The 22,148-nt window shown below is 64.2% G+C and carries 27 protein-coding genes; 18 read left to right on the top strand and 9 right to left on the bottom strand.

All coding sequences use genetic code 11. The features are described from left to right. Positions 1 to 21 precede the first annotated feature (21 nt). The 3 genes from CAER_RS0112125 to CAER_RS0112135 all read right to left on the bottom strand — a co-directional run bounded on the left by CAER_RS0112125 (position 22) and on the right by CAER_RS0112135 (position 2,302). On the bottom strand, positions 22 to 825 hold the full coding sequence (locus tag CAER_RS0112125; protein WP_027235612.1) for a F0F1 ATP synthase subunit A: 804 nt from the start codon (positions 823 to 825) through the stop codon (positions 22 to 24). A gap of 40 nt (positions 826 to 865) precedes the next feature. Next, positions 866 to 1,201 (bottom strand): AtpZ/AtpI family protein, encoded by a 336-nt coding sequence (locus tag CAER_RS0112130; protein WP_027235613.1) that lies wholly within the window; start codon positions 1,199 to 1,201, stop codon positions 866 to 868. Positions 1,202 to 1,405: 204 nt separating this feature from the next. Continuing rightward, positions 1,406 to 2,302: a DMT family transporter gene (locus CAER_RS0112135; protein WP_027235614.1), complete on the bottom strand. Its 897-nt coding sequence runs from the start codon at positions 2,300 to 2,302 to the stop codon at positions 1,406 to 1,408. Positions 2,303 to 2,390: 88 nt separating this feature from the next. On the opposite strand from CAER_RS0112135, the gene CAER_RS0112140 reads away from it, so the two are divergent. Beyond that, positions 2,391 to 2,735, top strand: a complete 345-nt coding sequence (locus CAER_RS0112140; RefSeq protein WP_027235615.1) for an ArsR/SmtB family transcription factor — start codon at positions 2,391 to 2,393, stop codon at positions 2,733 to 2,735. On the opposite strand, the gene CAER_RS0112145 is transcribed toward CAER_RS0112140, so the two are convergent. From CAER_RS0112145 to CAER_RS0112155, 3 genes are all read right to left on the bottom strand, one after another. Next, positions 2,732 to 3,157: a universal stress protein gene (locus tag CAER_RS0112145; RefSeq protein ID WP_027235616.1), complete on the bottom strand. Its 426-nt coding sequence runs from the start codon at positions 3,155 to 3,157 to the stop codon at positions 2,732 to 2,734. The two genes, CAER_RS0112140 and CAER_RS0112145, sit on opposite strands and share 4 nt — an antisense overlap. A 106-nt stretch (positions 3,158 to 3,263) precedes the next feature. Beyond that, positions 3,264 to 4,160 (bottom strand): DMT family transporter, encoded by an 897-nt coding sequence (locus tag CAER_RS0112150; protein ID WP_027235617.1) that lies wholly within the window; start codon positions 4,158 to 4,160, stop codon positions 3,264 to 3,266. After that, positions 4,157 to 5,035: a LysR family transcriptional regulator gene (locus tag CAER_RS0112155; protein ID WP_027235618.1), complete on the bottom strand. Its 879-nt coding sequence runs from the start codon at positions 5,033 to 5,035 to the stop codon at positions 4,157 to 4,159. The genes CAER_RS0112150 and CAER_RS0112155 overlap by 4 nt, the downstream gene beginning before the upstream one ends. 119 nt (positions 5,036 to 5,154) lie before the next feature. On the opposite strand from CAER_RS0112155, the gene CAER_RS0112160 reads away from it, so the two are divergent. Next, on the top strand, positions 5,155 to 5,736 hold the full coding sequence (locus CAER_RS0112160) for an FMN-dependent NADH-azoreductase (protein WP_027235619.1): 582 nt from the start codon (positions 5,155 to 5,157) through the stop codon (positions 5,734 to 5,736). 122 nt (positions 5,737 to 5,858) lie between these two features. Then, complete coding sequence (locus tag CAER_RS0112165) at positions 5,859 to 6,611, top strand: aspartate/glutamate racemase family protein (protein WP_027235620.1); 753 nt, start codon at positions 5,859 to 5,861, stop codon at positions 6,609 to 6,611. Here CAER_RS0112165 and CAER_RS0112170 read toward each other — a convergent pair. Both CAER_RS0112170 and CAER_RS0112175 read right to left on the bottom strand, forming a co-directional pair. Beyond that, complete coding sequence (locus CAER_RS0112170) at positions 6,608 to 7,135, bottom strand: prolyl-tRNA synthetase associated domain-containing protein (protein WP_027235621.1); 528 nt, start codon at positions 7,133 to 7,135, stop codon at positions 6,608 to 6,610. The two genes, CAER_RS0112165 and CAER_RS0112170, sit on opposite strands and share 4 nt — an antisense overlap. Positions 7,136 to 7,276: 141 nt before the next feature. After that, positions 7,277 to 9,184, bottom strand: a complete 1,908-nt coding sequence (locus CAER_RS0112175; protein ID WP_027235622.1) for an elongation factor G — start codon at positions 9,182 to 9,184, stop codon at positions 7,277 to 7,279. Between the two features lie 278 nt (positions 9,185 to 9,462). On the opposite strand from CAER_RS0112175, the gene CAER_RS0112180 reads away from it, so the two are divergent. From CAER_RS0112180 to rimM, 9 genes are all read left to right on the top strand, one after another. Continuing rightward, the gene (locus CAER_RS0112180; RefSeq protein ID WP_027235623.1) at positions 9,463 to 9,990 is read left to right on the top strand and encodes a hypothetical protein; all 528 of its coding nucleotides are present in this window, start codon (positions 9,463 to 9,465) and stop codon (positions 9,988 to 9,990) included. Between the two features lie 163 nt (positions 9,991 to 10,153). Further along, a complete protein-coding gene (ffh, locus tag CAER_RS0112185; protein WP_027235624.1) occupies positions 10,154 to 11,674 on the top strand; it encodes a signal recognition particle protein in 1,521 nt (506 codons plus the stop codon). 3 nt (positions 11,675 to 11,677) lie between these two features. Further along, a complete protein-coding gene (locus CAER_RS0112190) occupies positions 11,678 to 12,229 on the top strand; it encodes a GNAT family N-acetyltransferase (RefSeq protein ID WP_027235625.1) in 552 nt (183 codons plus the stop codon). Between the two features lie 149 nt (positions 12,230 to 12,378). Next, the gene (locus CAER_RS0112195; protein ID WP_036797674.1) at positions 12,379 to 12,945 is read left to right on the top strand and encodes a GNAT family N-acetyltransferase; all 567 of its coding nucleotides are present in this window, start codon (positions 12,379 to 12,381) and stop codon (positions 12,943 to 12,945) included. Positions 12,946 to 13,006: 61 nt separating this feature from the next. Continuing rightward, complete coding sequence (locus CAER_RS0112200) at positions 13,007 to 13,609, top strand: GNAT family N-acetyltransferase (RefSeq protein ID WP_027235627.1); 603 nt, start codon at positions 13,007 to 13,009, stop codon at positions 13,607 to 13,609. Positions 13,610 to 13,723: 114 nt separating this feature from the next. Further along, positions 13,724 to 14,032: a chorismate mutase gene (locus CAER_RS0112205; protein ID WP_027235628.1), complete on the top strand. Its 309-nt coding sequence runs from the start codon at positions 13,724 to 13,726 to the stop codon at positions 14,030 to 14,032. Between the two features lie 60 nt (positions 14,033 to 14,092). Beyond that, a complete protein-coding gene (rpsP, locus tag CAER_RS0112210; RefSeq protein WP_027235629.1) occupies positions 14,093 to 14,461 on the top strand; it encodes a 30S ribosomal protein S16 in 369 nt (122 codons plus the stop codon). A 4-nt stretch (positions 14,462 to 14,465) separates the two neighbouring features. After that, positions 14,466 to 15,104, top strand: a complete 639-nt coding sequence (gene bluB / locus CAER_RS0112215; RefSeq protein WP_027235630.1) for a 5,6-dimethylbenzimidazole synthase — start codon at positions 14,466 to 14,468, stop codon at positions 15,102 to 15,104. 153 nt (positions 15,105 to 15,257) lie between these two features. Further along, positions 15,258 to 15,761 carry a ribosome maturation factor RimM gene (rimM, locus tag CAER_RS0112225; RefSeq protein WP_027235631.1) on the top strand — a complete coding sequence of 168 codons (504 nt, stop codon included), beginning with the start codon at positions 15,258 to 15,260 and terminating at the stop codon, positions 15,759 to 15,761. Between the two features lie 9 nt (positions 15,762 to 15,770). On the opposite strand, the gene CAER_RS0112230 is transcribed toward rimM, so the two are convergent. Then, complete coding sequence (locus CAER_RS0112230) at positions 15,771 to 16,814, bottom strand: phosphotransferase (RefSeq protein ID WP_027235632.1); 1,044 nt, start codon at positions 16,812 to 16,814, stop codon at positions 15,771 to 15,773. A 56-nt stretch (positions 16,815 to 16,870) separates the two neighbouring features. Here CAER_RS0112230 and trmD point away from each other — a divergent pair, with 56 nt between their 5' ends. The 6 genes from trmD to CAER_RS0112260 all read left to right on the top strand — a co-directional run bounded on the left by trmD (position 16,871) and on the right by CAER_RS0112260 (position 22,145). Then, positions 16,871 to 17,674, top strand: coding sequence for a tRNA (guanosine(37)-N1)-methyltransferase TrmD (trmD, locus tag CAER_RS0112235; RefSeq protein ID WP_027235633.1), 804 nt, complete (start codon positions 16,871 to 16,873; stop codon positions 17,672 to 17,674). Positions 17,675 to 17,786: 112 nt separating this feature from the next. Further along, positions 17,787 to 18,122, top strand: a complete 336-nt coding sequence (locus CAER_RS0112240) for a YegP family protein (RefSeq protein ID WP_027235634.1) — start codon at positions 17,787 to 17,789, stop codon at positions 18,120 to 18,122. A 346-nt stretch (positions 18,123 to 18,468) separates the two neighbouring features. Further along, positions 18,469 to 18,843 carry a 50S ribosomal protein L19 gene (gene rplS, locus CAER_RS0112245; protein WP_027235635.1) on the top strand — a complete coding sequence of 125 codons (375 nt, stop codon included), beginning with the start codon at positions 18,469 to 18,471 and terminating at the stop codon, positions 18,841 to 18,843. An 11-nt stretch (positions 18,844 to 18,854) separates the two neighbouring features. Then, on the top strand, positions 18,855 to 19,076 hold the full coding sequence (gene rpmE, locus CAER_RS0112250; RefSeq protein WP_027235636.1) for a 50S ribosomal protein L31: 222 nt from the start codon (positions 18,855 to 18,857) through the stop codon (positions 19,074 to 19,076). A gap of 114 nt (positions 19,077 to 19,190) precedes the next feature. After that, entirely contained in the window at positions 19,191 to 21,224 is a 2,034-nt protein-coding gene (locus CAER_RS27950) for a DEAD/DEAH box helicase (RefSeq protein ID WP_036797278.1), read from the top strand. 111 nt (positions 21,225 to 21,335) lie between these two features. Then, the gene (locus tag CAER_RS0112260) at positions 21,336 to 22,145 is read left to right on the top strand and encodes a division plane positioning ATPase MipZ (RefSeq protein WP_027235637.1); all 810 of its coding nucleotides are present in this window, start codon (positions 21,336 to 21,338) and stop codon (positions 22,143 to 22,145) included. Positions 22,146 to 22,148 lie beyond the last annotated feature (3 nt).

Below are 22,148 nucleotides of genomic sequence, written 5' to 3' on the forward strand. Positions count from 1 at the left end.
CTTAGCTTTCAGATCCTGGCCTTAGTGGCTCGGGTGCAGTGCATCCTTCAGGTACACGCAGGTCAGGATGGTGAACACGTAGGCCTGGATGAAGGCCACCAGAACTTCGAGGGCGTAGACTGCGGTGATCGCGAAGATCGGCAGAAAGCTGAACAGGCCCAGGGCGCCAGCAAAGCCTGCGAACACTTTCAGAACCGCGTGGCCGGCCATCACGTTACCGGCAAGACGGATGGAGTGGCTGACAGGGCGCACGAAGTAGGAAATCAGTTCGATGATGGCCAGGATCGGGCGGAGCGCCAGCGGTGCGCTCGACACCCAGAACAGGCCCAGGAAACCGGCGCCGTTCTTGACGAAACCGACGATGGTCACGGTGAAGAACACCAGCGCCGCCAGGATCGCGGTCACAGCGATGTGCGACGTGGTAGTGAATGACATCGGGATCAGGCCCAGGAAGTTGGCCATCACGATGAACATGAACAGGGTCATGATGTAGGGGAAGAACTTGACGCCGTCCTTGCCGGCCACGTCTTCGACCATCTTGTAGATGAAGCCATAGGCCAGTTCCGCCACCGACTGGGTGCGGCCCGGCACGATGGCGCGGCGGGAGGAGCCCAGCACCAGCAGGGCGAACACCGCCAGAACCGCCAGGCCCATCCACAGGGTCACGTTGGTCGGGGTGTACCAGGAGACGTGGTCACCGCCGAACAGCGGCTTCACGATGAACTGGTCCATCGGGTGGATCGCCAGCTTTGATTCCGCCGGAGCGAAAATCAGGCCCGACACTACGACCAGTGCCAGAACTGCGAAAAAGAATATTTTGCCCATCGGTCCGCTTCTCCTGTCGCCGGCAGCCGATCCCGTCGGATCAGTCCCGGTCTTGCGCATTTTTTTCGGCCTCATCGGCCAGTTTCTTGTCCTGGATCTCCTGCGCGCTGCGAAGCATCGTCTTCACCCCGGCCGCAAGACCCAGCAATACAAACAGCACCATGAATATCGGGAGCGTGCCAAACAGCAGGTCGAGCCCGTATCCGATGCCAAAGCCGATCGCGAGACCGGCCACCAATTCGATCACCATCCGCCAGGCCATATTGGCCATCGAATAATGCTCATCCGCGCGCGGCTTGGGCTCCTGGGCCTTACGCGCCGCTGCCAGCTTCTCCTCCAGCTGCGCCATGCGCTGCTTTTGGTCGTCGTTGGTCACGGGCGCCATCCTCACGCGAAATTCTGTGAAGGGTGCTAAGGCCAAGGGGCTGAGGAGTCAATTACAAGGATTGAAGATTAAAATTCGACCCAAGCCGCTGAAAACAAACGGACAAAACTGCAACAGATCAGGCCGCGCCGCCTTGCCGCAGGCGCCGGTAGCGCAAAACCGCCCCGGATTCCATATTCAACCGAAAGGTTGATATTAACGGACGGGCCGCCGCGGCATCCGAAAGCGCACGATCCGCCCGTCGATCAGCAGCAGCCCCACCAGGATCGCCGCCATGCCCCACAGATGCTCCGCCAGCAGCTGCTCCTTCAGGATATAGGTGCCCAGGAACAAGGCTGAGACCGGCGCGATCAGCGTTGGCAGGGTGATGTTTGTCGGCCCCACCTTGGGCAGCACCCAGTAAAATGCGATGAAGGCCGCCGAGGTCAGAACAAAGCCGATCACGAACAGGGAGGCCCAGGTCTCCATCCGTGTGACATGCGGCAGCCCTTCGCTCCAGATGGCCAGCGGCGCAATCGCGGCGGTGGCGCCGGTCAGCGCAATCGCCACCAGCACTACTGGCTCCATATCCCGGAAGCTGCGCGCGAAGTTGACTGAGAAGGCATAGCACAGCGGCGCGCACAGGGTGATCAGCACCGCCCAGGCCTCCGACGACTGGCCGCCCTGCAGCAGCGGCAGAGACAGCAGCACGATGCCAAGGAAGCCGCACAGCACCCCCAGCGACTTCAAAAGCGTCGCCCGCTCGCCGCTGGGCCAGAAATGCGAGACAACAACCGCCATCGCCGGGGTTGTGGCGTTGACGATCCCGGCCACGCCGCTGGCGATATGCTGCTGGCCCAGCGCATAGAATGCAAAAGGGCCGGCATAGCTGAGCACGCCGAAGCCGAACAGCGCCAGCCATCGCCCCGGCGCCGCGGGCACAGGCTTGCGCGCCGCCAGCACATAGATCCAACAGCCCAGCGCGCCAAACCCCACCCGCCCCATCGAGACGGACAGCGGCCCCAGCTCGCGCAGAAGGATGGCGTTGAACATGAACGACATGCCCCAGCCAATGCCAAGGATGAAAATCACCAGCCAGTATTTCAATGCCATGCCATCAATCCCCGTGCGCCTGAAAGGCGCTACCATGACGGCTCAGGACCGATTGTCAAACCCCCGGGCTGTGGATAGGAGTGAAGGCATGAGCGATCCCCTCGACATTGTCTTTGCAGCCCTGGCCGACCCGACCCGCCGGGCGATCCTTACCATGCTTCTGGAGGACGACATGGCGGTGACCGATGTGGCGGAGCCATTCGAGATGTCGCTGGCGGCCATTTCCAAGCACCTGACGATCCTGACCAGGGCAGGGCTGATCGCGCAGGAGAAGCGCGGCCGGGTGAAATGGTGCAAGCTGCAACCCGACGCCATGCGCGGGGCATCGGTCTGGATGCAGGGGTTCGGCCAGTTCGAACCGGTGAACCTGGATGCGTTCGAGCGCTTCCTGGAAGCGGAGCTCAACGCCGGAGATCCCCAGCCAGAAGGCTAGCGCACGACAAACACCGAGGCTTTGGAATGACGCACCAGATACCCGGCATGGGAGGTTGTGATATAATCCAAGAGCCGCGGCGCATGGCTGCCTGCGATCACCAGGTCGGCGCCTGTTTCGTCGACCGTGCGGGCCAGAATGCCGTCCACCTCCGCCGCGACGTCGTTCGAGTGGACCGTGATGCCCTCAACTTTGACCCCGTCGGCTTGCCCGGCAATCTTGCCTTCTATCTTTTTGGCCAGCGAGGTGATGACCTCCTCTGCCGCGTCGTCGTTGTAGGTCTCCCCGGAAGTGCCGCCGGACACGTTGACCAAGGTCATGCGCGCCCCTTCGATCCGGGCCATCTCCATCGCCACGTCCAGTGCCTTGGACACCGGGTCAGGCAGTCTCAGGTCCACCGGGACCAAGATGTGTTTGAACATGTCACGCTCCTCGTTACCTGAGCGCGTTTCCAGCGACTGTCATGGTATCCGGGCCAGCCGCGGGCGCCTTGACCTCCATCAAGCGCCGCCGCCGGGGCCGCAGCGGTCACGCAGGCTGCCGCTCCCGCACACCCTCCAGCAGCATCACCAGCGCCACCACCGACATCGCCACCCCGATCAGCACCATGCCCGGCGGCATGCCGCGGCCCAGCGCGATCTCCCACAGGATCACCCAGCTGGGGGTGAGGTATGTATAGGCCATCACCTTGGCCGATGGCAGCCGCAGCGTTGCGTATTGCAGCAGCACAAAGGTGGCCGAGCTGGCACAGACCGCGAGGTAGAACAGACCGATCCACACGATGCCGGGCAGCTGCATCCAGTCTGTGGCCAGAATGTCCCGCCAGCCGAAGGCAGCCAGCAGCGCACCGCCTGCCAGCAGCATTCCGAAGGTAAAGACCACGGCCGGCTCGCCCCGGTTCAGCTTGCGCACCATCGGCGTATAGATGGCATGCAGCACGCAGCCCCAGAAGTAGATGATCTCGCCCTGGCCGATCTCAAACGCCGCCAGCGCGCCCAGGTCGCCGCGCACGATCACCCAGACCGCCCCGGCCGCGCCCAACGCCAGCGCCAGCGCCATCCAAGGGGTGGTGATCTGGCGCAGCAGCAGCCAGCCGAACAGCGCACTCATCACCGGCACCAGCGTGAACACCGCCGCGGCGCTGACCGGCGCTGCGGTTTGCAGCCCATAAAACATCAGCACGAAATAGCCGCCGAACAGCCCGCCCAGCACCGCAAACCGCCAGGGCGCGCGGAAATGGACGCGCCGCAGCCCGGTGGTGGCCAGCGCCGCCGCGCCGATGACAACAGCGGCAATGCCAAAGCGCGCCGCGTTCAGCGCCGCGGGCGCGATCTCATTCGCCACCATGACGCCCAGCGAAAACGACCCCGCCACCAGCGCCGAGAACGTCAGCATCGCAAGATGCCCGCGCAGTTCCTCGCTCACAGCTGCCAGTCCTTCACCTGCTCCTTCAGGAACTTCAGGAAAGCCTGCACTTTGGTGGTCCGGTGCAGATCCACATGGGTGACCAGCCACAGGGTGCCCTCCCAGTCTTCCTGTGGCGCCATCATCTCCACCAGGTCCGGTTGCTGCCGCGCCTCCCAGGCCGCCATGAACCCGATGCCCGCCCCGCTGCGCACCGCCGCCTTGAGGGTAGAGCCGTCAGTGCAGCGGAAGGCAATCGCCTCTGCCGGGGCATTGGCCCGCAGCCAGCGCGAAAACGGCGCCCGGCTGCTTTCATCATCCTGGCCGACAAAACGGTGATTGGGGATATCCTCCACCCCCTTCAGGATCCCGTATTTTTCAGCATAGGACTTGGCGGCATAAAGGCCGATCTGCTGCTTCATGAAGGGCTGCACCACGTTGTCCGGCTGATCCGGCGCATTGCCCGCGCGGACCGCCACATGCGCCTCGCCGTATTCCAGCCGGAACAGCCGGTCGCCGGTCAGATAGCGGATGATCAGCCCGGGGTGCATGTCCTGAAACTGCTTGAGCGCCGGAACCATCATCGGCGCAAAAGACGCCAGCGAAGTCACCACCAGCTCGCCCGAGACATCATCGCCTTGCCCCTTCAGCCGCCCGACCAGCTGGCTGAACTGATCGTCGGTGGCCTGCGCCACCCGCAGCAGGTCCTGCCCGGCCTCCGTCGGCGTATAGCCGCGGGCATGGCGCTGAAACAGCTTCACCCCGAGCCGCGCCTCAATCGCGTCGATGTGGCGGATCACGGTGGCATGATGCACCCCCAGCACCTCCGCCGCGCCGCTGACCGTGCCCATGCGGGCCACCTGATAGGCGGTGCGCACTTCATCCCAGTTTTCCATGCCAGTCTCCCTGTCAGCCCAGCTGCGCGCCAGTGCACAAATGATGTGATTTCATCGGCGTTGCGTTCAAATTTGCAATACCCCAAATTCCTGACAGCAACAAGCTCAGGAACTTGAAAATGACCCGCACCGTTCTCCATATCGACTCTTCTGCCCGCATCGAGGGCTCCGTCACCCGCGACCTCTCGGCCCGGATCGTCAGCCGCCTCGGCGCTGACCAGGTGATCCGCCGCGACCTGGCCGCGCCGCTGCCGCTGCTGGACGGCGCCTGGGTGGGGGCCAACTTTACCCCGGCAGACCAGCGCACCGACGAGCAGAAACAGCTGCTCGCCCTCTCCGACTCGCTGGTCGAAGAGCTGAAACAGGCCGATACCATCGTGATCGGCGCGCCGGTCTACAACTTCTCGGTCCCCTCCACGCTGAAGGCCTGGATCGATCTGGTCGCCCGCGTGGGCCTCACCTTCCAATACACCGAAAACGGCCCCATCGGCCTGCTGGAAGGCAAGCGCGCCATCATCGTTATGGCCTCCGGCGGCACCCAGGCGGGCTCCGACATCGACTTTGCCACCACCTACCTGCGCCACGTGCTGGGCTTCATCGGCATCACCGATGTTGAGGTCGTGGCCGCCGACGCGATGTCCATCGACGCCGACGGCGCCCTGGCCAAGGCCAAAACCCAGATCGAAGCCCTGGCCGCCTGATCCCCTGCACCAAGGCGACGCCGCCAGCCCTCCCCGCGGAGAGCTGGCGGCTTTTTGCGTTTGGCAGGCCCCCGCCGCCGTGCCAGTCTGCCCGCATCGGCATTTCAACGGCGGGCAATTTGATGAAGAAGATCGGCATTCTCGGCGGCGTCGGCTGGGCCTCCACCCTCGATTACTACCGCGCCATCTGCGAAGGCGCCGGGCGGTTCTTTGCAGACCGCGGCGCGGGATCACCACTGCCAGTGCCGCCGATCACAATCGAATCCGTGGTGCAGGCGCAAACCCGGTCCTTGCGCGGCCGCCCGGGGGATGAGGCCAGCTGGGCCGCTTTTGATGCCGTTTTCCGCGAGGCGATTCTGACGCTGGAACGTGCGGGCTGCGACTTCGCCCTGATCGCCTCCAACACGCCGCACGCCCGGCTGCATGCGATCCGCGAGGGTGTGATGATGCCGATCCTCAGCATCTTCGACACCACAGCTGAAGCCACCGCCGCAACCGGCGCCACCCGCGCACTGGTGCTGGGCACCGCTGTTACCATGCAGGCCCGCAACTACGCCAATGTGCTGGCTGAACACGGAGTCAGCGCCAACGAAACCCTGCCGGACACTGACATTGCCGAAATGCAAGCCATGATCGACGAGGATTTCCACGGCGGCGCCTCCGCCAGCGCGCAGGACCGCCTGCTGCGCTTCTGCGCCAGACACGCGCAGCCCGGCACAGCTATCCTGCTGGCCTGCACCGAACTGCCACTGGCCTTCCCCGATTATATCGATGACGTCAGCTTCGAAGCCGGCGGCTTCTTGTTCGTGAACCCCTCCGCCGCCCATGTGGCCGCCGCGCTGGATCTGGCGCTGGAGGACGAAAGTATCGGTTAGACCCAGTTCACCTGGACACCTGCCTTCTCAAAGAACGCCATCAGATGGTCACGCTTCATCGCCACGGTGCGGTCATTGACCAGCGGGTGCATGTAAATCACGTCCGCCTCCAGCGCCTGCGCATCCATGTAGAAGGTAACCCCCTTCTCCACCCCGGTGATCATCGCCAGCGGGCTGACCGCGCCAGGGCGGATGCCGAGGTTCTCCAGCAGACGGTCAGCGGAACCGAAGGACAGGTTGCCGATCCCCAGCTCTGCGCCCAGCGCCTTCAGGTCGATCTCCCGGTCCTGCTGCAGCGTCACCAGATAGCTCCGCTTCTTCTTGTCCCGCAGATACAGGTTTTTCAGCCGCAGCGCGTTTTCGCCCGGCACCATGAACTGCGCCTCGACACCTTTAGCGTCCTCCACCGTGCGCAGCGGCACATGGGTGTGCAGCTGATAGGCAATGCCCCAATCGTCCAGCTGCCTCAGCAGCGCGTCCGAGGTGATGGGCAGGCTGTCCTGATAGGCCGATGACGCATCCATGATCCTACTCCGCAAGTCAGTCCGGGTTGCTGTGCAGATCACAAAAAACAGCTGCGGGGCGCAAGAGCTGTTCCGCCCCCTGCGCCCCGTTTTGCGCCATAGCACTGCAGGACGGGCGTGTCCGCCCGCCGCCCTGCCGCATCAAGCCTCGGCGAAATCCGCCCGCCGCGCCTCCTCGTAGTGGTCGAAATCGGTGCTGAACCAACCGGTGCCGCGGGTGGCACTGGCCAGCGTGTTGCACAAGTCATCCTGCGCCGACATCGGCAGCAGCGTCTCGAACACATCCCAGCCTGCGACGCCAACTTCGGCCTCGAACCCCAGGATCTGGCCCTTCATCCCGCTCACCACCGGCACCAGCCCGCCGGTGAACACCGACGGCACATGGATATGCACCCGCATGATCGGCTGCAGCAGCACCGCGCCGGCCTCTGCCAGCGCTTCACGCACCGCATTCTTGCCCGCGGTGCGGAAAGCATAGTCGGAGCTGTCCACCGAATGATGCTTGCCATCCTTCAGCGTCACGCAGACATCCACCACCGGGTGGCCGTTCAGGCCCTGCGCCAGCGCCTCCCGCGCGCCGGCCTCGACCGAAGGGATGTAGTTCTTGGGCACCGCGCCGCCTTTCACGGTTTCGTCGAACACAAAGCCGCTGCCCCGCGGCAGGGGCTTCACCTCGATCACAACGTCGGCAAACTGCCCGGCGCCGCCTGATTGCTTGCGATGGCGGTGATGCACCTTGACTGGTTTCTTGATGGTTTCCCGCAGTGCCGGCGGCACCGGCCCTTCCTCCACCTCGACGCCGAACTCGTCCTTCAAAGCCTGCTTGATGCGGCGCATGTGCAGCGGCCCCTGCAGGTTCAGTAGCACATGGCCGCTGGCCTCATCCTGGCCCACCACCAGCGCCGGGTCGATCTCCGCCAGCCGCTCCAGCGCCCCCGACAGGCGCGCGTCGTCCCGCTCATGCACCGGGGTGATCACACGCCGGAAGGTCGAGGGCCGCGGCTGCGCCCAGTCCGGCAGCGGCGCCGCCCCGTCCGGGCCATAGGCGTAACCCAGGTTCAGATGGTCAGACTTCACCACCTGCCCCATGTCCCCAGGTGTCAGGCTGGTGATGGCCGCGGAACCGACACCGGTCAGCGACCCCAGAGTCGCGCCGCCGACCGGCAGGCCGTTTCCGACCCTGCCGTCCATCGCGCGCACCATCAGCGTCTTGCCCAGATGCTTGACCAGATCCGCCATGCAGCCGACCGCCATCACCTTGCCGTCCTGCGACAGCCGCTCCAGCGCAACGCCCACATCCGGCGCTTCATGCCGCAGCGATTTCATCAGCCGCAGGATGCCGTTCTTGTGCTCCGCCGATCCCATCAGCGCCGGGATCAGGTCGTTATGCTGCAGCACCTTGGTGGCCACGTCATAGACCTCCTCCGGCATCACTTTCTGATCCTCGATCAGCTCCTCCAGCAGGGTGTCGTCAAAATCCGCCAGCGCCTCCAGCAGCTCGGTCCGCGCTTCTTGCTCGCGCGCATACATCGCCACCGGCAGCTCGATCAGCGCCGAGGGCTTGCCCTCCTGATACTGCCAGGCGCGCTCCGAAATCAGATCCACAGCACCCACAACCTGCCCATCCTCGCGGATCGGCACCTGCCGCAGGATAATGTTGTGGCTGCAATAGGCCTGCAGCGCGGCCACGATTTCCGCCACCCGGTCCGTTGCCTGGTCCATGCGGTTGACAAAAATAAAGGCGGGGATCCCCGCCTCCTCCAGCTTGCGCAGATACGGCGCACTCAGCACCGCAGCGCCGGCGTCGGCCGGAACGCAAAGGACGGCAGCGTCGCTGGCGGCCAGCGCCGGGCCGGCCTGCGCCAGATTGTCGGCGCCGCCCGCGATGTCGATCGCGGCCCAGTCCTCTCCCATGAATAAAAAAGGCTGCAAAGCGGCGACGCCTGCAACCTCCTGCCTCTTGCCGGCGGCGCTGTCCAGATTGGCGAGCGCCGTAGCCAGCGTTGATTTGCCGGACTGCGACGGTCCCAGAATAGTGAAAACGCGCATGTTCTCAGATCCTCCCTTGGCTGATGCGGCTGCCCGGTAAGGAGCGCGAACGGTCAGGTTCGCGTGACATGCCTGTGCTGAAGATCTGCCTCGATGCCCGTGCGGGCAGGCCCCGCCGGTGAGTGGGCGGCAAAAGGGCCAACCTCCCGATGTTGGCCAGGCCCGCCCCCCTGAGTCAAGCGCGCAGGTGGTGCAGCTGCGCTGGTTGCCGGTCATATGTGACGGCCACGCCGCCAGTTTCCCCTGAATGGCAGCATTCCCCAGGGTAAACTGACTGCATGAAAATCACCCGCAACACGCCCGGGCAGCTGATCCTGTCCGACACGCCGTGGTTCATCGGTATTGCACTCGCCCTGTTCATTCTGGCTTTCGCCGGCGCCGGCCTCGGCGCTGCCAGCTCCGGCGGCGAGAATCTCTGGTTCGGAATCATCTTTGCGCTCATGGGCGGCGGCATGGGCTTTGCCGCCTTCTGCCTGTTTGTGCGCCGGGTGCAGGTGATCCTCGACCGGTCCGAGGGCAGCCTTGTGATCCGGCGCCAGTCGGTATTCGGCTACAGCCGGGTCGAGCACCGCCTCGCCGACCTCTCCCACGCCGAGGTGGAAAGCACCACCAGCCGCAGCGAGGGCCGCAGCCGCACGCTCTACCGCACGGTGCTGATCCTGGACGGCGGCATGAGCGCAGGCCGCCACCCGGTGGACGAGGCCCACACCAGCGGCCGCGGCCCCCACCAGCTGGCAGAAGCGGTCAACGCCTGGCTTCCCGCTGCCGGCCCGTCAAAGGTTGACTCCGGCGGCCAATCCGCGTAACGCCTGCCCAAACATCCGGGAGATCTGAGTCTTCCGGTCCCTGCCCGTGCCAGGGATCGCCCCCCACCAGCGTGTTACGCCCGTGGGGGCATTTGCGCATGGACCGCTTGTCGCCTACATACGGGGCGCCACACATTGAAACCGGCATCAGGAGGCCGCAGGCATGTTTGAAAATCTATCCGAACGCCTTTCCGGCGTCTTTGACCGGCTCACCAAACAGGGCGCCCTCAATGAAGAGGACGTGAAATCCGCCCTGCGCGAAGTCCGCGTCGCGCTGCTGGAAGCCGACGTCTCGCTGCCGGTTGCCCGCGACTTCGTCAAGAAGGTGCAGGAGCAGGCCACCGGCCAGGCCGTCACCAAGTCGGTCACCCCGGGCCAGCAGGTGGTCAAGATCGTCCACGACGCGCTGGTCGACGTGCTGCGCGGCGACGAAGACCCCGGCAAGCTAAAGGTCGACAACCCGCCCGCCCCCGTCCTGATGGTCGGCCTGCAGGGCTCAGGTAAGACCACCACCACCGGCAAGCTGGCAAAACGGCTGAAGGAAAAAGAGGGCAAGAAGGTCCTGATGGCCTCGCTCGACGTCTACCGCCCGGCGGCGATGGACCAGCTGGCCGTCCTGGGCGCCCAGATCGGCGTCGACACCCTGCCCATCGTGCCCGGCCAGAAACCCGTCGACATCGCCAAGCGCGCCAAGCAGCAGGCAACGCTCGGCGGCTATGACGTCTACATGCTGGATACTGCCGGCCGTCTGCACATCGACGAAACCCTGATGCAGGAGGTCGAGGACGTCCGCAACGTGGTCTCCCCACGTGAGACGCTCTTGGTGGTCGATGGCCTGACCGGCCAGGTTGCGGTTGAGGTGGCCGAGGAATTCGACGCCAAGATCGGCATCTCCGGCGTGGTCCTGACCCGAATGGACGGCGACGGCCGCGGCGGTGCGGCGCTGTCGATGCGCGCCGTCACCGGCAAGCCGATCCGCTTTGTCGGCCTGGGCGAAAAGATGGACGCCCTGGAAACCTTCGAGGCTGACCGGATCGCCGGCCGCATCCTCGGCATGGGCGACATCGTGGCGCTGGTCGAGAAGGCCCAGGAAACCATCGAGGCCGAACAGGCCGAGAAGATGATGAAGCGCATGATGAAGGGTCAGTTCAACATGAACGACCTGAAGATGCAGCTTGAACAGATGCTCCAGATGGGCGGCATGGAGGGCATGATGCAGATGATGCCCGGCATGGGCAAAATGGCCAAGCAGGTGCAGGACGCGGGCATGGACGACAAGGTGCTGAAACGCCAGATTGCCATGATCCAGTCGATGACCAAGAAGGAGCGCGCCAACCCCGCTCTGCTGCAGGCCAGCCGCAAGAAACGCATCGCGGCCGGTTCCGGCATGGAAGTCTCCGACCTCAACAAGCTTCTGAAGATGCACCGGCAGATGGCCGATGTGATGAAGAAGATGGGCAAGATGGGCAAAGGCAAGATGCTGAAACAGGCCATGAAGGGCATGTTCGGCAAGGGCGGTATGCCGGATATGGGCGGCATGGATCCCAGCCAGATGGACCCCAAGGCACTGGAAGCCGCGGCCAAGGCAATGGGCGGCAAAGGCGGCCTGCCCGGCGGCCTCCCCGGCCTTGGCGGCGGCATGGGCCTGCCCGCGGGCCTCAGCGGCTTCGGCAAGAAGAAGTAAGCCATGCAGCTCCCCGTCATCCCTCAGCTTGAAACTGATCGCCTGGTCCTGCGCGGACCGGAGGCGGCGGATTTCGGGCCGGTGGCAGCGTTCTTCGCCGACGAAGCACGCTCCTGGGGGTTTGGCGGGCCACTCGACCGCAACGAGGCCTGGCGCTGGTTCACCATGTCGGTGGGCCACTGGGCAATGCGCGGTTTCGGCTTTTGGACCATCACCAGCAAAGAGACCGGCGAGACGCTTGGCATCACCGGCATCTGGCAGCCCGAAGGCTGGCCCGAACCGGAACTGGGCTGGGTCGCCTTCCCGGCTGGTGAAGGCCGCGGTATCATGGCCGAAGCCGCACTGGCCGCCCGCACCCATGCCTATGAGGTGATGGGCCTGCCGGCGCTCTGCTCCAATATCTTTCCGGGCAACACCCGGTCGGTGGCCCTCGCCGAACGGCTGGGCGCGGTGTTCGAAAATGAGTTCGACAACCCCAAGCACGGGCGCGAGCTGGTTTACCGCCACCCTGCCCCTGCAGCGCCCTGCGACGGCGGGATGGAGGCCTACGCATGAGCTTTCATCAAATTTGCGCCAACCAGGCTTGTCCGGCCGCGGCAGGCGCGGCCCGTTTAACTGAAAATTACGCAGTCTCCCCGATACTCCTTCACCGGATGGGTGAAAATTTTGCCGGGCGGCCCGCCGCCCGGGCAGAGGGGTATAAGATGACTGATGCGCAAAAACCGTATCCGCGGCTTGTTTCCAAACGGCTTATGCTGATTTCTCCGGCCGATCCGGAATTTGACGCCAACGCTGCTTTCCTTGATCCGGGCGCGCCCCGCTTCATTGATGCGGCGGACGATCCCGACTCCCTGTGGTGGTCGATTGCCACCATCATCGGCCACTGGCACCTGCATGGCTACGGCCTGTTTGCGGTTGTCGAACGCAGCACCGGAATGACCGTGGGCCTCGTCGGCCCCTGGTTCCCCAAGGGCTGGCCGGAGCCGGAACTGTCCTGGCACCTGATGGAGCCGGGCCGCGGCAAGGGCTATGCCAGCGAAGCCGCACAGGCCGTCCTGGACTGGCTGTTCACAGAGGCCGGCTGGAAGTCTATCGTCTCCTACGTGCCGGAAGAAAACGACGCCTCCATCGCGCTGGCCCGCCGCGTCGGCGCGCGGCCGGAAAAGCCGGTTTCCTTCCGCCTGCAGCCCGCGCCCAACATCCGCGCCTGGCGCCACATGCCGCCGGTCCGGGTTTCCGGCCCGCAGGCTGCACGGGGCCTGCTGCACTGATGCGCCTGAACGGGGTCATATCCCGGCCCGGCCGCGCCCTTCCCATGGAAGGAGCGCGCTGATGCCGTTTGACATCCCGGTGATCGAAACCCGCCGCCTGGTGCTGCGCGGCCCCGAGCCGCAGGACTACCCGGACTTCAAGGCCACCTTCAGCTCCTACCGCTCCCGCTTCATGGGCGGGCCGCTGAACCCTTACGAAGCCTGGATGCTCTATGCCGCCGAGATCGGCCATTGGCAGGTCCGTGGCTTCGGCATGTGGATGATCCACGACAAGGCCACGGACGAAACCTACGGCATGGCCGGCGGCTGGCAGCCCGCAGGCTGGCCCGAACGCGAGATCGCCTGGATCATCTGGCCCGGTGCGGCCGGCAAGGGCTATGCGCTGGAGGCTGCGCACGCCGCACGCCGCCATTTTTATTCAAATCTGGGCTGGGAGACCGCGGTCAGCTATATCGACCCCAAGAATCTCGACTCGATCCGGCTTGCGGAACGGCTGGGCGCTAAGAAGGACCGCGAGGCCGCCACCATCGACGGCAATGATGCGGTCTACCGCCACCCCGCGCCGGACGCCCTGAAGGACAGCCAGATCGCGCATGGCATCGACATGGAAATTGCCCATTACGCCGACCCGCTCTTCAAACCGGAGGGCTGGGCCATTGACTGAACGGCGTTCGGATACCATGTCGCTGCACTGCGGCGGTGCACAGCTGTTGCACGCCCGCTGCACGCGCGGCACCCTCTTGACGACACCCCGGCCTGCTGCATTGCGGAGAACCTGATGACAACAGATATCCAAGATCCCGTTGCCCGTGCAGCCCAGCTGCTGAAGGGCCACCGCGAAAGCATCGACCGCCTGGATGCGATCCTCGTCTATACCTTGGGCGAGCGCTTCAAACACACCCAGGCGGTGGGCCGGCTCAAGGCCGAACACGACCTTCCCCCGTCCGACCCCACCCGCGAAGCGGCGCAGATCGCACGGCTCGAAGACCTGGCGCAACAGGCCGATCTGGACCCTGAGTTCGCCAAGGCTTTCCTGAACTTCATCATCGGTGAAGTTATCAGGCATCACAAGAAACACCAAGAATAACAAAGACAACAGGAACAACCGGGGCATACCCCGGACAACGCCATCAAAGGAGATGTACCCATGGCAATGAAAATCCGTTTGGCCCGCGGCGGCTCTAAAAAGCGTCCCTTCTACCGCATCGTGGCTGCTGACAGCCGCATGCCGCGCGACGGCCGCTTCATCGAGAAGCTGGGCACCTACAACCCGCTGCTGCCGAAAGACTCGGAAGACCGCGTGAAAATGGACATGGAGCGCGTGCAGCACTGGCTGGACCAGGGCGCGCAGCCGACCGACCGTATCGCCCGTATGCTGGAAGCAGCAGGCGTCCGTGCCAAGGCCGAGCGCAGCAACCCGAAAAAAGGCACCCCGGGCAAGAAAGCCCAGGAACGCGCCGAAGAGAAAGCTGCAAAGGCTGCTGAGGCTGCCGAAGCAGCTGCAGACGCGGAATAATTCCGTGGAGCTGCGGGGCGCTTTTCCCGAAGAGTTCCGCAGCCAGCTTGATCTGCTGATGCGGCTCCGGCGCGACGTGCGCCGGTTCCGCAGCGATCCGGTGGAGGAGGCAGTGCTGATGCGCTGCCTCTCTGCCATTCCGCTTGCCCCGTCTGTGGGCCTAAGCGAACCCTGGCGCATCCTGCGGGTAGAAAGCGAAACCGCCCGCGCTGCTGCGCTGAAGAATTTCGAAGCCGCCAATGCCCAAGCGCTGACTGGGTATTCCGGTGAGAAAGCAGAGCGTTATGCAGAGCTGAAACTGTCCGGCATGCGCGAAGCCCCGGTGCAGCTGGCGATTTATTGCGACGATGATACCGCACAGGGCCACGGGCTGGGCGCGGCCACCATGCCAGAGATGCGCCGCTATTCGGTGGTCACCGCCATCACCCTGTTCTGGCTCGCCCTTCGCGCCGAGGGGCTGGGCCTGGGCTGGGTTTCCGTTCTGGATCCGGAGCAGCTGAACCACGACCTGAACGTGCCAGCAGGGTGGCAGCTGATCGGCTACTTCTGCATCGGCTATCCGGAACGGCTGTCGGACACGCCGGAACTGGAAGAAACCGGATGGCAAAGCCGGATGGCGGACCTGCCGCTCGAAACCCGCTGAGACCGCCCATGGGACGGTTGATAAGGCTTGTGTTTTTTGTTGCAGTGGCCTTTACCGCGGGCATCTTCTTTGAACGCAACCATCAAGTGGAACTCTGCGAACAATCCGGCGGCCAGTGGCTGCGCGCGGGGTTCTGTGCAAAGGACTGACACCATGAGCGATCTGATCTGCGTTGGCGCAATTGCCGGATCCTTCGGGGTGCGCGGCGAGGTGCGGCTCAAGAGCTTCTGTGCGGTCCCGGAAGAGATCGAGGATTACTCGCCGCTCAGCAATGAGGACGGGTCCAAAACCTATTCCCTGACCATCACCCGCCCGATCAAAAACGGCTTTGCCGCACTGCTGGAAGGCGTGGAAACCAAAGAGGACGCCGACGCCATCAAGGGCCTGCGCCTGTTTGCCCGCCGTGATCAGCTGCCGCAGCTGCCGGATGACGAGTTCTACCACGCTGACCTGATCGGGCTGGAGGTTTATGACACCGGCGGCACCCTTCTGGGCACGGTGAAATCGGTGCAGAACCATGGCGCCTCGGACCTGCTGGAGGTCCACGGACCGGGGCTGAAGTCGGCGGTGCTGCTGCCCTTCACCCTGGAGGCTGTGCCGACCGTGGACCTATCCCAGGGCCGGGTTATCGCCGATCCGCCCGAGGGGCTGCTCTGAGACGGCTGCTCAGTCGTCTTCATCGGCCAGCAACGCCTCAAGAACCTGAACCGCCTTAGCCGCGACCTGCGCGCTTTTCAGGCGCTGCTCCGGCGGTTTATGGCACAATCCCACCCAGCATCTGAACAGGCGATGAGCATAGAAGAAGCGGAACACAGGGTCATTCACCAGCTCCGCGCCATAGCCGTCCTGAAACGCCTCCCAATCGGCCTGCGCAACCAGCCCGAAGCCGGGCGTCTCGCCCTCCGCGGCCAGATGGTCCGGGCAGTTGGCCAGCCAGATGTTGGCGAGATCGCGCTGCGGGAAGATACCATCATGGTTTGAGAAATCGATAAAGGAGACGGTTGTTTCCGACATCAGGATATTGCGCAGATGCAGGTCGCCATGCTCGACCGCGGCGCGAAAGGGTTGCCCCCGCGCACGCCGCCCTGCCCGGTGCAGGTAAGCACAAAGACCCAAGAACTTGTTGGGTTTCGGCACCGGCAGCTGCCCGTCGCGCACCGCCTGAGCCTGGTTTGCAACACGGGTCAGGAACGGCTTCGGCCAAAATTGCCGGTCTCCGGCAGCGGAAACCTCATGCAATGCGGCCACTGCAGACCCAATCCGCCGCAAAATACTGCCCCGGTCTCCGAACCCGTATTCTGCGACCGCCAATTCGCGATGTGCTGTGTCACCCCGGACAAATTCCATCAGGACAAAGGGGTTTCTCGTGTCCCGCCACAGGAGCGCTGGTGCAGACACGCCCGGCATCGCCTCCAGACTGACTGCAGCGGCCTGATGCCGGCTCAGAATCCTGGCCTGCCGAAGCGGATCGGACGCCTCAAAATCGGCACGCAAGACAAAGCTCCGGCCATCCGCGATCCTGACCTTCAAGACACAGCGGCGATGCTCAACACCGCTGTTGACCTGCATCCTGCGGAACACAGCCCCATCTTCGGGCAGGCCGGCTTCAGCGGCCGCCCTGGGCCAAAGCGCCCGCGCACGGCCCTCTACCGCGTCCATCGCGGCAAACGGATCGTGCCGGGCTGCCGCAGGCGGCTGTTCTGAATTCATCGAAACACCAAAGCTTTTTATTGCGTGGAAATCTGACTGCACTAAACAGCACCATTATGACAGCACCAAGCAAATCTCATGGCCGCAAGGCGATCCGCCCCACGCTGAAGCCACGCGAGCTGATGACGCCAACGCCGGATCTGGCGGGGGTGTGGAAAGCCAAAATCATAACGCTGTTCCCCTCGGCTTTTCCTGGCGTGCTGGGCGAAAGCCTGACCGGCAAGGCGCTGCAGGAAGGCCTTTGGCAGCTGGAAACCGTGGACCTGCGCGAGTTCGGTGTCGGCAAGCACCGCAATGTCGATGACACGCCCGCCGGCGGCGGCGCCGGCATGGTGCTGCGCGCCGATGTTCTGGGCGAGGCGATTGAGCACACGATGGCGGATGCCCGGGGCAACTGGCCACTGGTCTACCTGACCCCGCGCGGACGGCCGATGAACCAGCAGATGATGCAGAGTTTTGCCCGGTGCGACGGCATCACCCTGCTGTGCGGCCGCTTTGAGGGCGTCGACGAGCGCGTGCTGGAACACTACGGCATCCAGGAAGTCTCCCTGGGCGATTTTGTCATGACCGGCGGCGAACTGGCCGCCCAGGCGCTGATCGACGCCACCGTGCGCCTGATCCCCGGGGTGCTGGGCAACCAGGCCTCCACCGAGGAGGAAAGCTTCTCCTCCGGCCTGCTGGAGCACCCCCAGTATACCCGCCCTGCCGAATGGAAAGGCCGGGAAATCCCCGAAGTTCTGATGTCCGGCCACCACGGCAAGATTGCCGAGTGGCGGCATGATATGAGCGAAGAAATCACCAAGACCCGCCGCCCGGATCTGTGGGACGCCTATTGCCGCAAGAGGCAAAACGAAGGCTGAACGGCAGGCCGGATATGCGGCCCAGGGGGCGCCAGCTGCGCCAGACCGTTGCCGGACGCCCCAAGCCGTGCTTTAGTCCGCTCATATTCATGAAGAATTAGGAGTGAACAGGGTGGCTGCTAAATTTGAACTTTATACCGACAACGCAGGTGAATTCCGGTTCCGCCTGAAAGCAGGCAACGGCGAGAACATTCTGTCCAGCGAAGGCTACAAGCAGAAGGCCAGCGCCGAGAACGGCATCGAGTCGGTCAAGAAAAACGCGGGCGACGATGCGCGCTATGAGCGCAAGGAGACTTCTGCGGGCAAGCATATGTTCAATCTCAAGGCCACCAACGGCCAGGTGATCGGAACCTCCCAGAGCTATGCCAGCGCATCGAGCCGCGATGGCGGCATTGAGTCAGTCAAGAAAAACGCCCCGGATGCCGCGGTCGACGACCAGACTGGCTGAGGCCTGAAAGACGGGGACAAGCGGCCCCAAATCTTTTGAGAAAAGATTTGGCAAGAGTTTTGTGAAAACTCTTGCCAGCAGCGCAGCCGGGCACTTGTTTTGTTGGTCTTGCGGACGTATACAGCGCCGGTCTGGATTCGCATTTGCGGCTCCGGGCCGCTGGCTGTTGGATCACTCACCTGAAAATCTTCTTCGGTTTTCGCTTTGGGCCCTGCCGCCAGCAGCAAGGAACAGACGGCGTGATCTCTGGCGGGCTGCCATATGGCGGGACCCGGTGAAGACCAGGAGCTCTCATGACGGCAGAAACCTCTGCGGAAAGAACCGCAGGCAGATTAGGAGAGTTGCGATGGACCTGATCGCACAGCTGGAGGCGGAACAGATCGCCGCCCTGGGGAAAGAGATCCCCGACTTCAAAGCCGGTGACACCATCCGTGTCGGCTACAAGGTGACCGAAGGCTCGCGTTCGCGCGTGCAGATGTACGAAGGCGTTTGCATCAGCCGTAAGAACGGCTCGGGCATTGCAGGCTCGTTCACCGTCCGCAAGATTTCGTTCGGCGAAGGCGTGGAGCGTGTGTTCCCGCTGTATTCGACCAACATCGACAGCATCACCGTGGTGCGCCGCGGCCGCGTCCGCCGCGCCAAGCTGTATTACCTGCGCGCGCGCCGCGGCAAGTCGGCCCGTATCGCAGAAGACGCGAACTACAAGCCCAAGAAAGCCTGAGGAGTGGTATCATGAAAAAAGACACCCATCCCGATTACCACTTCATCGACGTCAAAATGACCGACGGCACCATCATCAAGATGCGCTCCACCTGGGGCAGCGAAGGTGATCAGCTGGCACTGGACATCGACCCGACCGTGCACCCGGCCTGGACCGGCGGCACCTCGCGCCTGATGGATGCCGGCGGCCGCGTGTCCAAGTTCAAGAAAAAATACGAAGGCCTGGGCTTCTAAGCCGCCTGCCGTATTTTTCAAACTCCCGAAGGCTGCCCCGGACGGGCAGCCTTCTTTCTTTTTCTCCTTACGCTGGGGCCGGATCCGTGCCCCGCGGGAAAGACAGCTCCCCTCGTGAAACAAGCCCTGGCAAATGCCCTGCAAGAGCGCGGATATGAAACCCTGACCCAAGTTCAGGAGGCTGTGACCCAGCCTGACCTGGAAGGGCGCGACCTGCTGGTGTCTGCACAGACCGGATCTGGCAAGACAGTCGGTTTCGGCCTGGCGCTGGCGCCCACCCTGCTGGGCGAGGGCGAGGCATTCGGCGAAGCCGCCGCGCCGCTGGCGCTGGTGATTGCCCCGACCCGCGAACTGGCATTGCAGGTTAAACACGAGCTGAGCTGGCTTTACCGCGAGGCCGGTGCCGTGATCGCCTCCTGCGTCGGCGGCATGGACATGCGCGACGAGCGCCGGGCGCTGGCCCGCGGCGCCCATATCGTTGCCGCAACGCCGGGCCGTTTGCGCGACCACATCATGCGCGGCTCCATAGACCTCAGCAACGTGCGCGGCGTGGTGCTGGACGAGGCGGACGAGATGCTGGACCTTGGCTTCCGCGAGGACCTGGAATTCATCCTGAGCGAAGCGCCGGAAGAGCGCCGGACACTGCTGTTCTCCGCCACGGTTCCGCCGGCGATTGCCAGCCTGGCCGAGACCTTTCAGCGCGACGCGATGCGGATCAAGACCGCCGGCGAAACCAAGCAGCACGCGGATATCGAATACCGGCTGATGAGCGTGGCGCAAGCGGACGCGGAAAACGCCATCATCAACGTGCTGCGTTACTACGAGGCGCCCAGCGCCATCGTCTTTGCCAACACCCGCGCGGCGGTGAACCGGCTGGCGGCGCGGCTGACCAACCGCGGCCTGCCGGTGGTGACGCTTTCGGGCGAGCTGAGCCAGACTGAGCGCAGCCATGCGCTGCAGGCGATGCGCGACGGGCGCGCCCGGGTCTGTGTAGCCACCGACGTTGCTGCGCGCGGCATCGACCTGCCGGGGCTGGAGCTGGTGGTCCATGCAGAACTGCCCTCCAACCACGAAACCCTGCTGCACCGCTCCGGCCGGACCGGCCGCGCGGGCCGCAAAGGTGTCAGCGCCCTGATCGCCCCTCCCAAGGCGCGCGCCAAGGCGCTGCGGCTGCTGAAATGGGCCAAGCTGAATGCGGAGCATTGCGAGGCGCCCTCGGCCGACGACATTCTGGCCCGTGACGAAGAGCGGATGCTGGCCGATCCTGTCTGGCAGGAACCCGTTACCGAGCAGGAACAGGCAGGGGTTCAGACCCTGCTGAACACGTTTTCCGCCGAGCAGATCGCCGCCACCTATCTGCGCCTGTTCCGCAGCCGCCACTCAGCGCCGGAAGATCTGCGCCCGGCGGATACGGCGGAACCGCGCAAGGAGCGCAAGGAACGCAAAGCCTTTGGCCCGTCGGTCTGGTTCTCGCTGTCCGGCGGCCGCGAAGCCGGTGCCGATCCGCGCAAGGTGCTGCCGATGCTGTGCAAGGCCGGCAATATCGACCGCGATGCCATCGGCGCGATCCGGGTACAGGACAACGAGACATTTGCCGAGATCAGCGAAGGCGCGGTTGAAGGCTTCCTGAAAGCGCTGGACGGCAAGACCGAGCTGGAACCGGGTGCGGTGCTGACACGGCTCTCCGAAGCGCCGGAACTGGCCCCTGCCCCGCGCCGCGGGCCTGGTGGTCCGAAAGGCGGCTTCAAGGGCGACCGCAAGCCCAAGCCGCACCGCGGCAAGGAAGACGGCCCGAAGCCTTATCGCGCCAAATCCGGCGACAAGGGCGACAGCCGGCCACCGCGCAAGGAATGGCAAGAAAAGCCGGCCCGAGAAGAGCGCCGCGAGCCGCGTTCGGACGTGCATCCCAGCAAACCCAAGCCGGCTGTGACCGCCAAGCCGAAAGGGGCGTCCGATCCGTCCAAGCGGATGGCCAAGCCCGGCGCCCCAGCAGCCAAATCGTTCAAGGCGAAAGGCCCCAAGCCGCCGGTTGGCAAGCCGAACAGCAAAAAGAACAAGGCGCGCGCGGCCGTTGTGCCAGGAAAGCCGGGAAAGGGCGGTGACGCCCGCCCCAAACGCAAGCCGGCGGGACCTGCAAAACACAGGTGATACACTAAGTTTACCAGCCTGCGCGCACCACTTTTCTTGGCGGAGTCCAGACCCTATACAGGGGCACAAAGCTAAAGACGTGCAACAAAGCACGAGCAAAGGGACCTGTACATGGCGCATATCATTGTCGTCGGCAACGAGAAGGGCGGCGCGGGCAAATCGACTGTCTCCATGCATGTTGCAACCACTCTGGCCCGGCTGGGCCACAAGGTGGCAGCGCTGGACCTGGACTTGCGGCAGCGCTCCTTGGGGCGCTATCTGGAAAACCGCAAGGACTTCTGCGCCAAGGCGGGGCTGGACCTGCCAATGGTGGACATGCACGAGCTGCCGGAGATCGACCCGGCCAGCCTGCAGCCAGGTGAGAACATCTATGACCACCGCCTGTCAGCCGCGGTTTCGGCGCTGGAGCCAGGGCATGATTTCATCCTGATTGACTGCCCCGGCTCGCACACGCGCCTGAGCCAGGTCGCGCATTCGCTGGCGGACACGCTGATCACGCCCCTGAACGACAGCTTTGTCGATTTCGACCTGCTGGCGCATGTGGACCAGAAGGGCGAGAGCATCACCGGCCCGTCAGTCTATTCCGAGATGGTGTGGAATGCGCGGCAGCTGCGGGCGCAGGCAGGCCTGAAGCCGATTGACTGGATCGTGATCCGCAACCGGGTCGGCACCCAGCGCATGGTCAACAAGGAAAAGATGGAACGCGCCATCAAGATGCTGTCCAAGCGGATCGGCTTCCGCGTGGCACCGGGTTTCTCCGAGCGGGTGATCTTCCGCGAGCTGTTCCCGCGCGGCCTGACGCTGCTGGACCTGAAGGACATCGGGGTGAAGCAGCTGAACATCTCCAATATCGCCGCCCGGCAGGAGCTGCGCGACATGATGAAGGAAGTGAACCTGCCCGGGGTCGAGATCAGCATCTAATCC

This window comes from Leisingera caerulea DSM 24564 (genome assembly GCF_000473325.1).
Classification (GTDB): Bacteria; Pseudomonadota; Alphaproteobacteria; order Rhodobacterales; family Rhodobacteraceae; genus Leisingera; species Leisingera caerulea.

Coding starts and splice junctions, on each gene's coding strand:
- CAER_RS0112230 (WP_027235632.1), bottom strand. CDS start 16,814: ATGAATTCAGAACAGCCGCCTGCGGCAGCCCGGCACGATCCGTTTGCC.
- CAER_RS0112165 (WP_027235620.1), top strand. CDS start 5,859: ATGAAGAAGATCGGCATTCTCGGCGGCGTCGGCTGGGCCTCCACCCTC.
- CAER_RS0112205 (WP_027235628.1), top strand. CDS start 13,724: ATGACAACAGATATCCAAGATCCCGTTGCCCGTGCAGCCCAGCTGCTG.
- CAER_RS0112145 (WP_027235616.1), bottom strand. CDS start 3,157: ATGTTCAAACACATCTTGGTCCCGGTGGACCTGAGACTGCCTGACCCG.
- rpmE (WP_027235636.1), top strand. CDS start 18,855: ATGAAAAAAGACACCCATCCCGATTACCACTTCATCGACGTCAAAATG.
- CAER_RS0112190 (WP_027235625.1), top strand. CDS start 11,678: ATGCAGCTCCCCGTCATCCCTCAGCTTGAAACTGATCGCCTGGTCCTG.
- CAER_RS0112195 (WP_036797674.1), top strand. CDS start 12,379: ATGACTGATGCGCAAAAACCGTATCCGCGGCTTGTTTCCAAACGGCTT.
- rpsP (WP_027235629.1), top strand. CDS start 14,093: ATGGCAATGAAAATCCGTTTGGCCCGCGGCGGCTCTAAAAAGCGTCCC.
- CAER_RS0112160 (WP_027235619.1), top strand. CDS start 5,155: ATGACCCGCACCGTTCTCCATATCGACTCTTCTGCCCGCATCGAGGGC.
- CAER_RS0112260 (WP_027235637.1), top strand. CDS start 21,336: ATGGCGCATATCATTGTCGTCGGCAACGAGAAGGGCGGCGCGGGCAAA.
- CAER_RS0112175 (WP_027235622.1), bottom strand. CDS start 9,184: ATGCGCGTTTTCACTATTCTGGGACCGTCGCAGTCCGGCAAATCAACG.
- CAER_RS0112170 (WP_027235621.1), bottom strand. CDS start 7,135: ATGGATGCGTCATCGGCCTATCAGGACAGCCTGCCCATCACCTCGGAC.
- rimM (WP_027235631.1), top strand. CDS start 15,258: ATGAGCGATCTGATCTGCGTTGGCGCAATTGCCGGATCCTTCGGGGTG.
- CAER_RS0112200 (WP_027235627.1), top strand. CDS start 13,007: ATGCCGTTTGACATCCCGGTGATCGAAACCCGCCGCCTGGTGCTGCGC.
- CAER_RS0112155 (WP_027235618.1), bottom strand. CDS start 5,035: ATGGAAAACTGGGATGAAGTGCGCACCGCCTATCAGGTGGCCCGCATG.
- ffh (WP_027235624.1), top strand. CDS start 10,154: ATGTTTGAAAATCTATCCGAACGCCTTTCCGGCGTCTTTGACCGGCTC.
- trmD (WP_027235633.1), top strand. CDS start 16,871: ATGACAGCACCAAGCAAATCTCATGGCCGCAAGGCGATCCGCCCCACG.
- rplS (WP_027235635.1), top strand. CDS start 18,469: ATGGACCTGATCGCACAGCTGGAGGCGGAACAGATCGCCGCCCTGGGG.
- CAER_RS0112135 (WP_027235614.1), bottom strand. CDS start 2,302: ATGGCATTGAAATACTGGCTGGTGATTTTCATCCTTGGCATTGGCTGG.
- CAER_RS0112140 (WP_027235615.1), top strand. CDS start 2,391: ATGAGCGATCCCCTCGACATTGTCTTTGCAGCCCTGGCCGACCCGACC.
- CAER_RS0112125 (WP_027235612.1), bottom strand. CDS start 825: ATGGGCAAAATATTCTTTTTCGCAGTTCTGGCACTGGTCGTAGTGTCG.
- CAER_RS0112180 (WP_027235623.1), top strand. CDS start 9,463: ATGAAAATCACCCGCAACACGCCCGGGCAGCTGATCCTGTCCGACACG.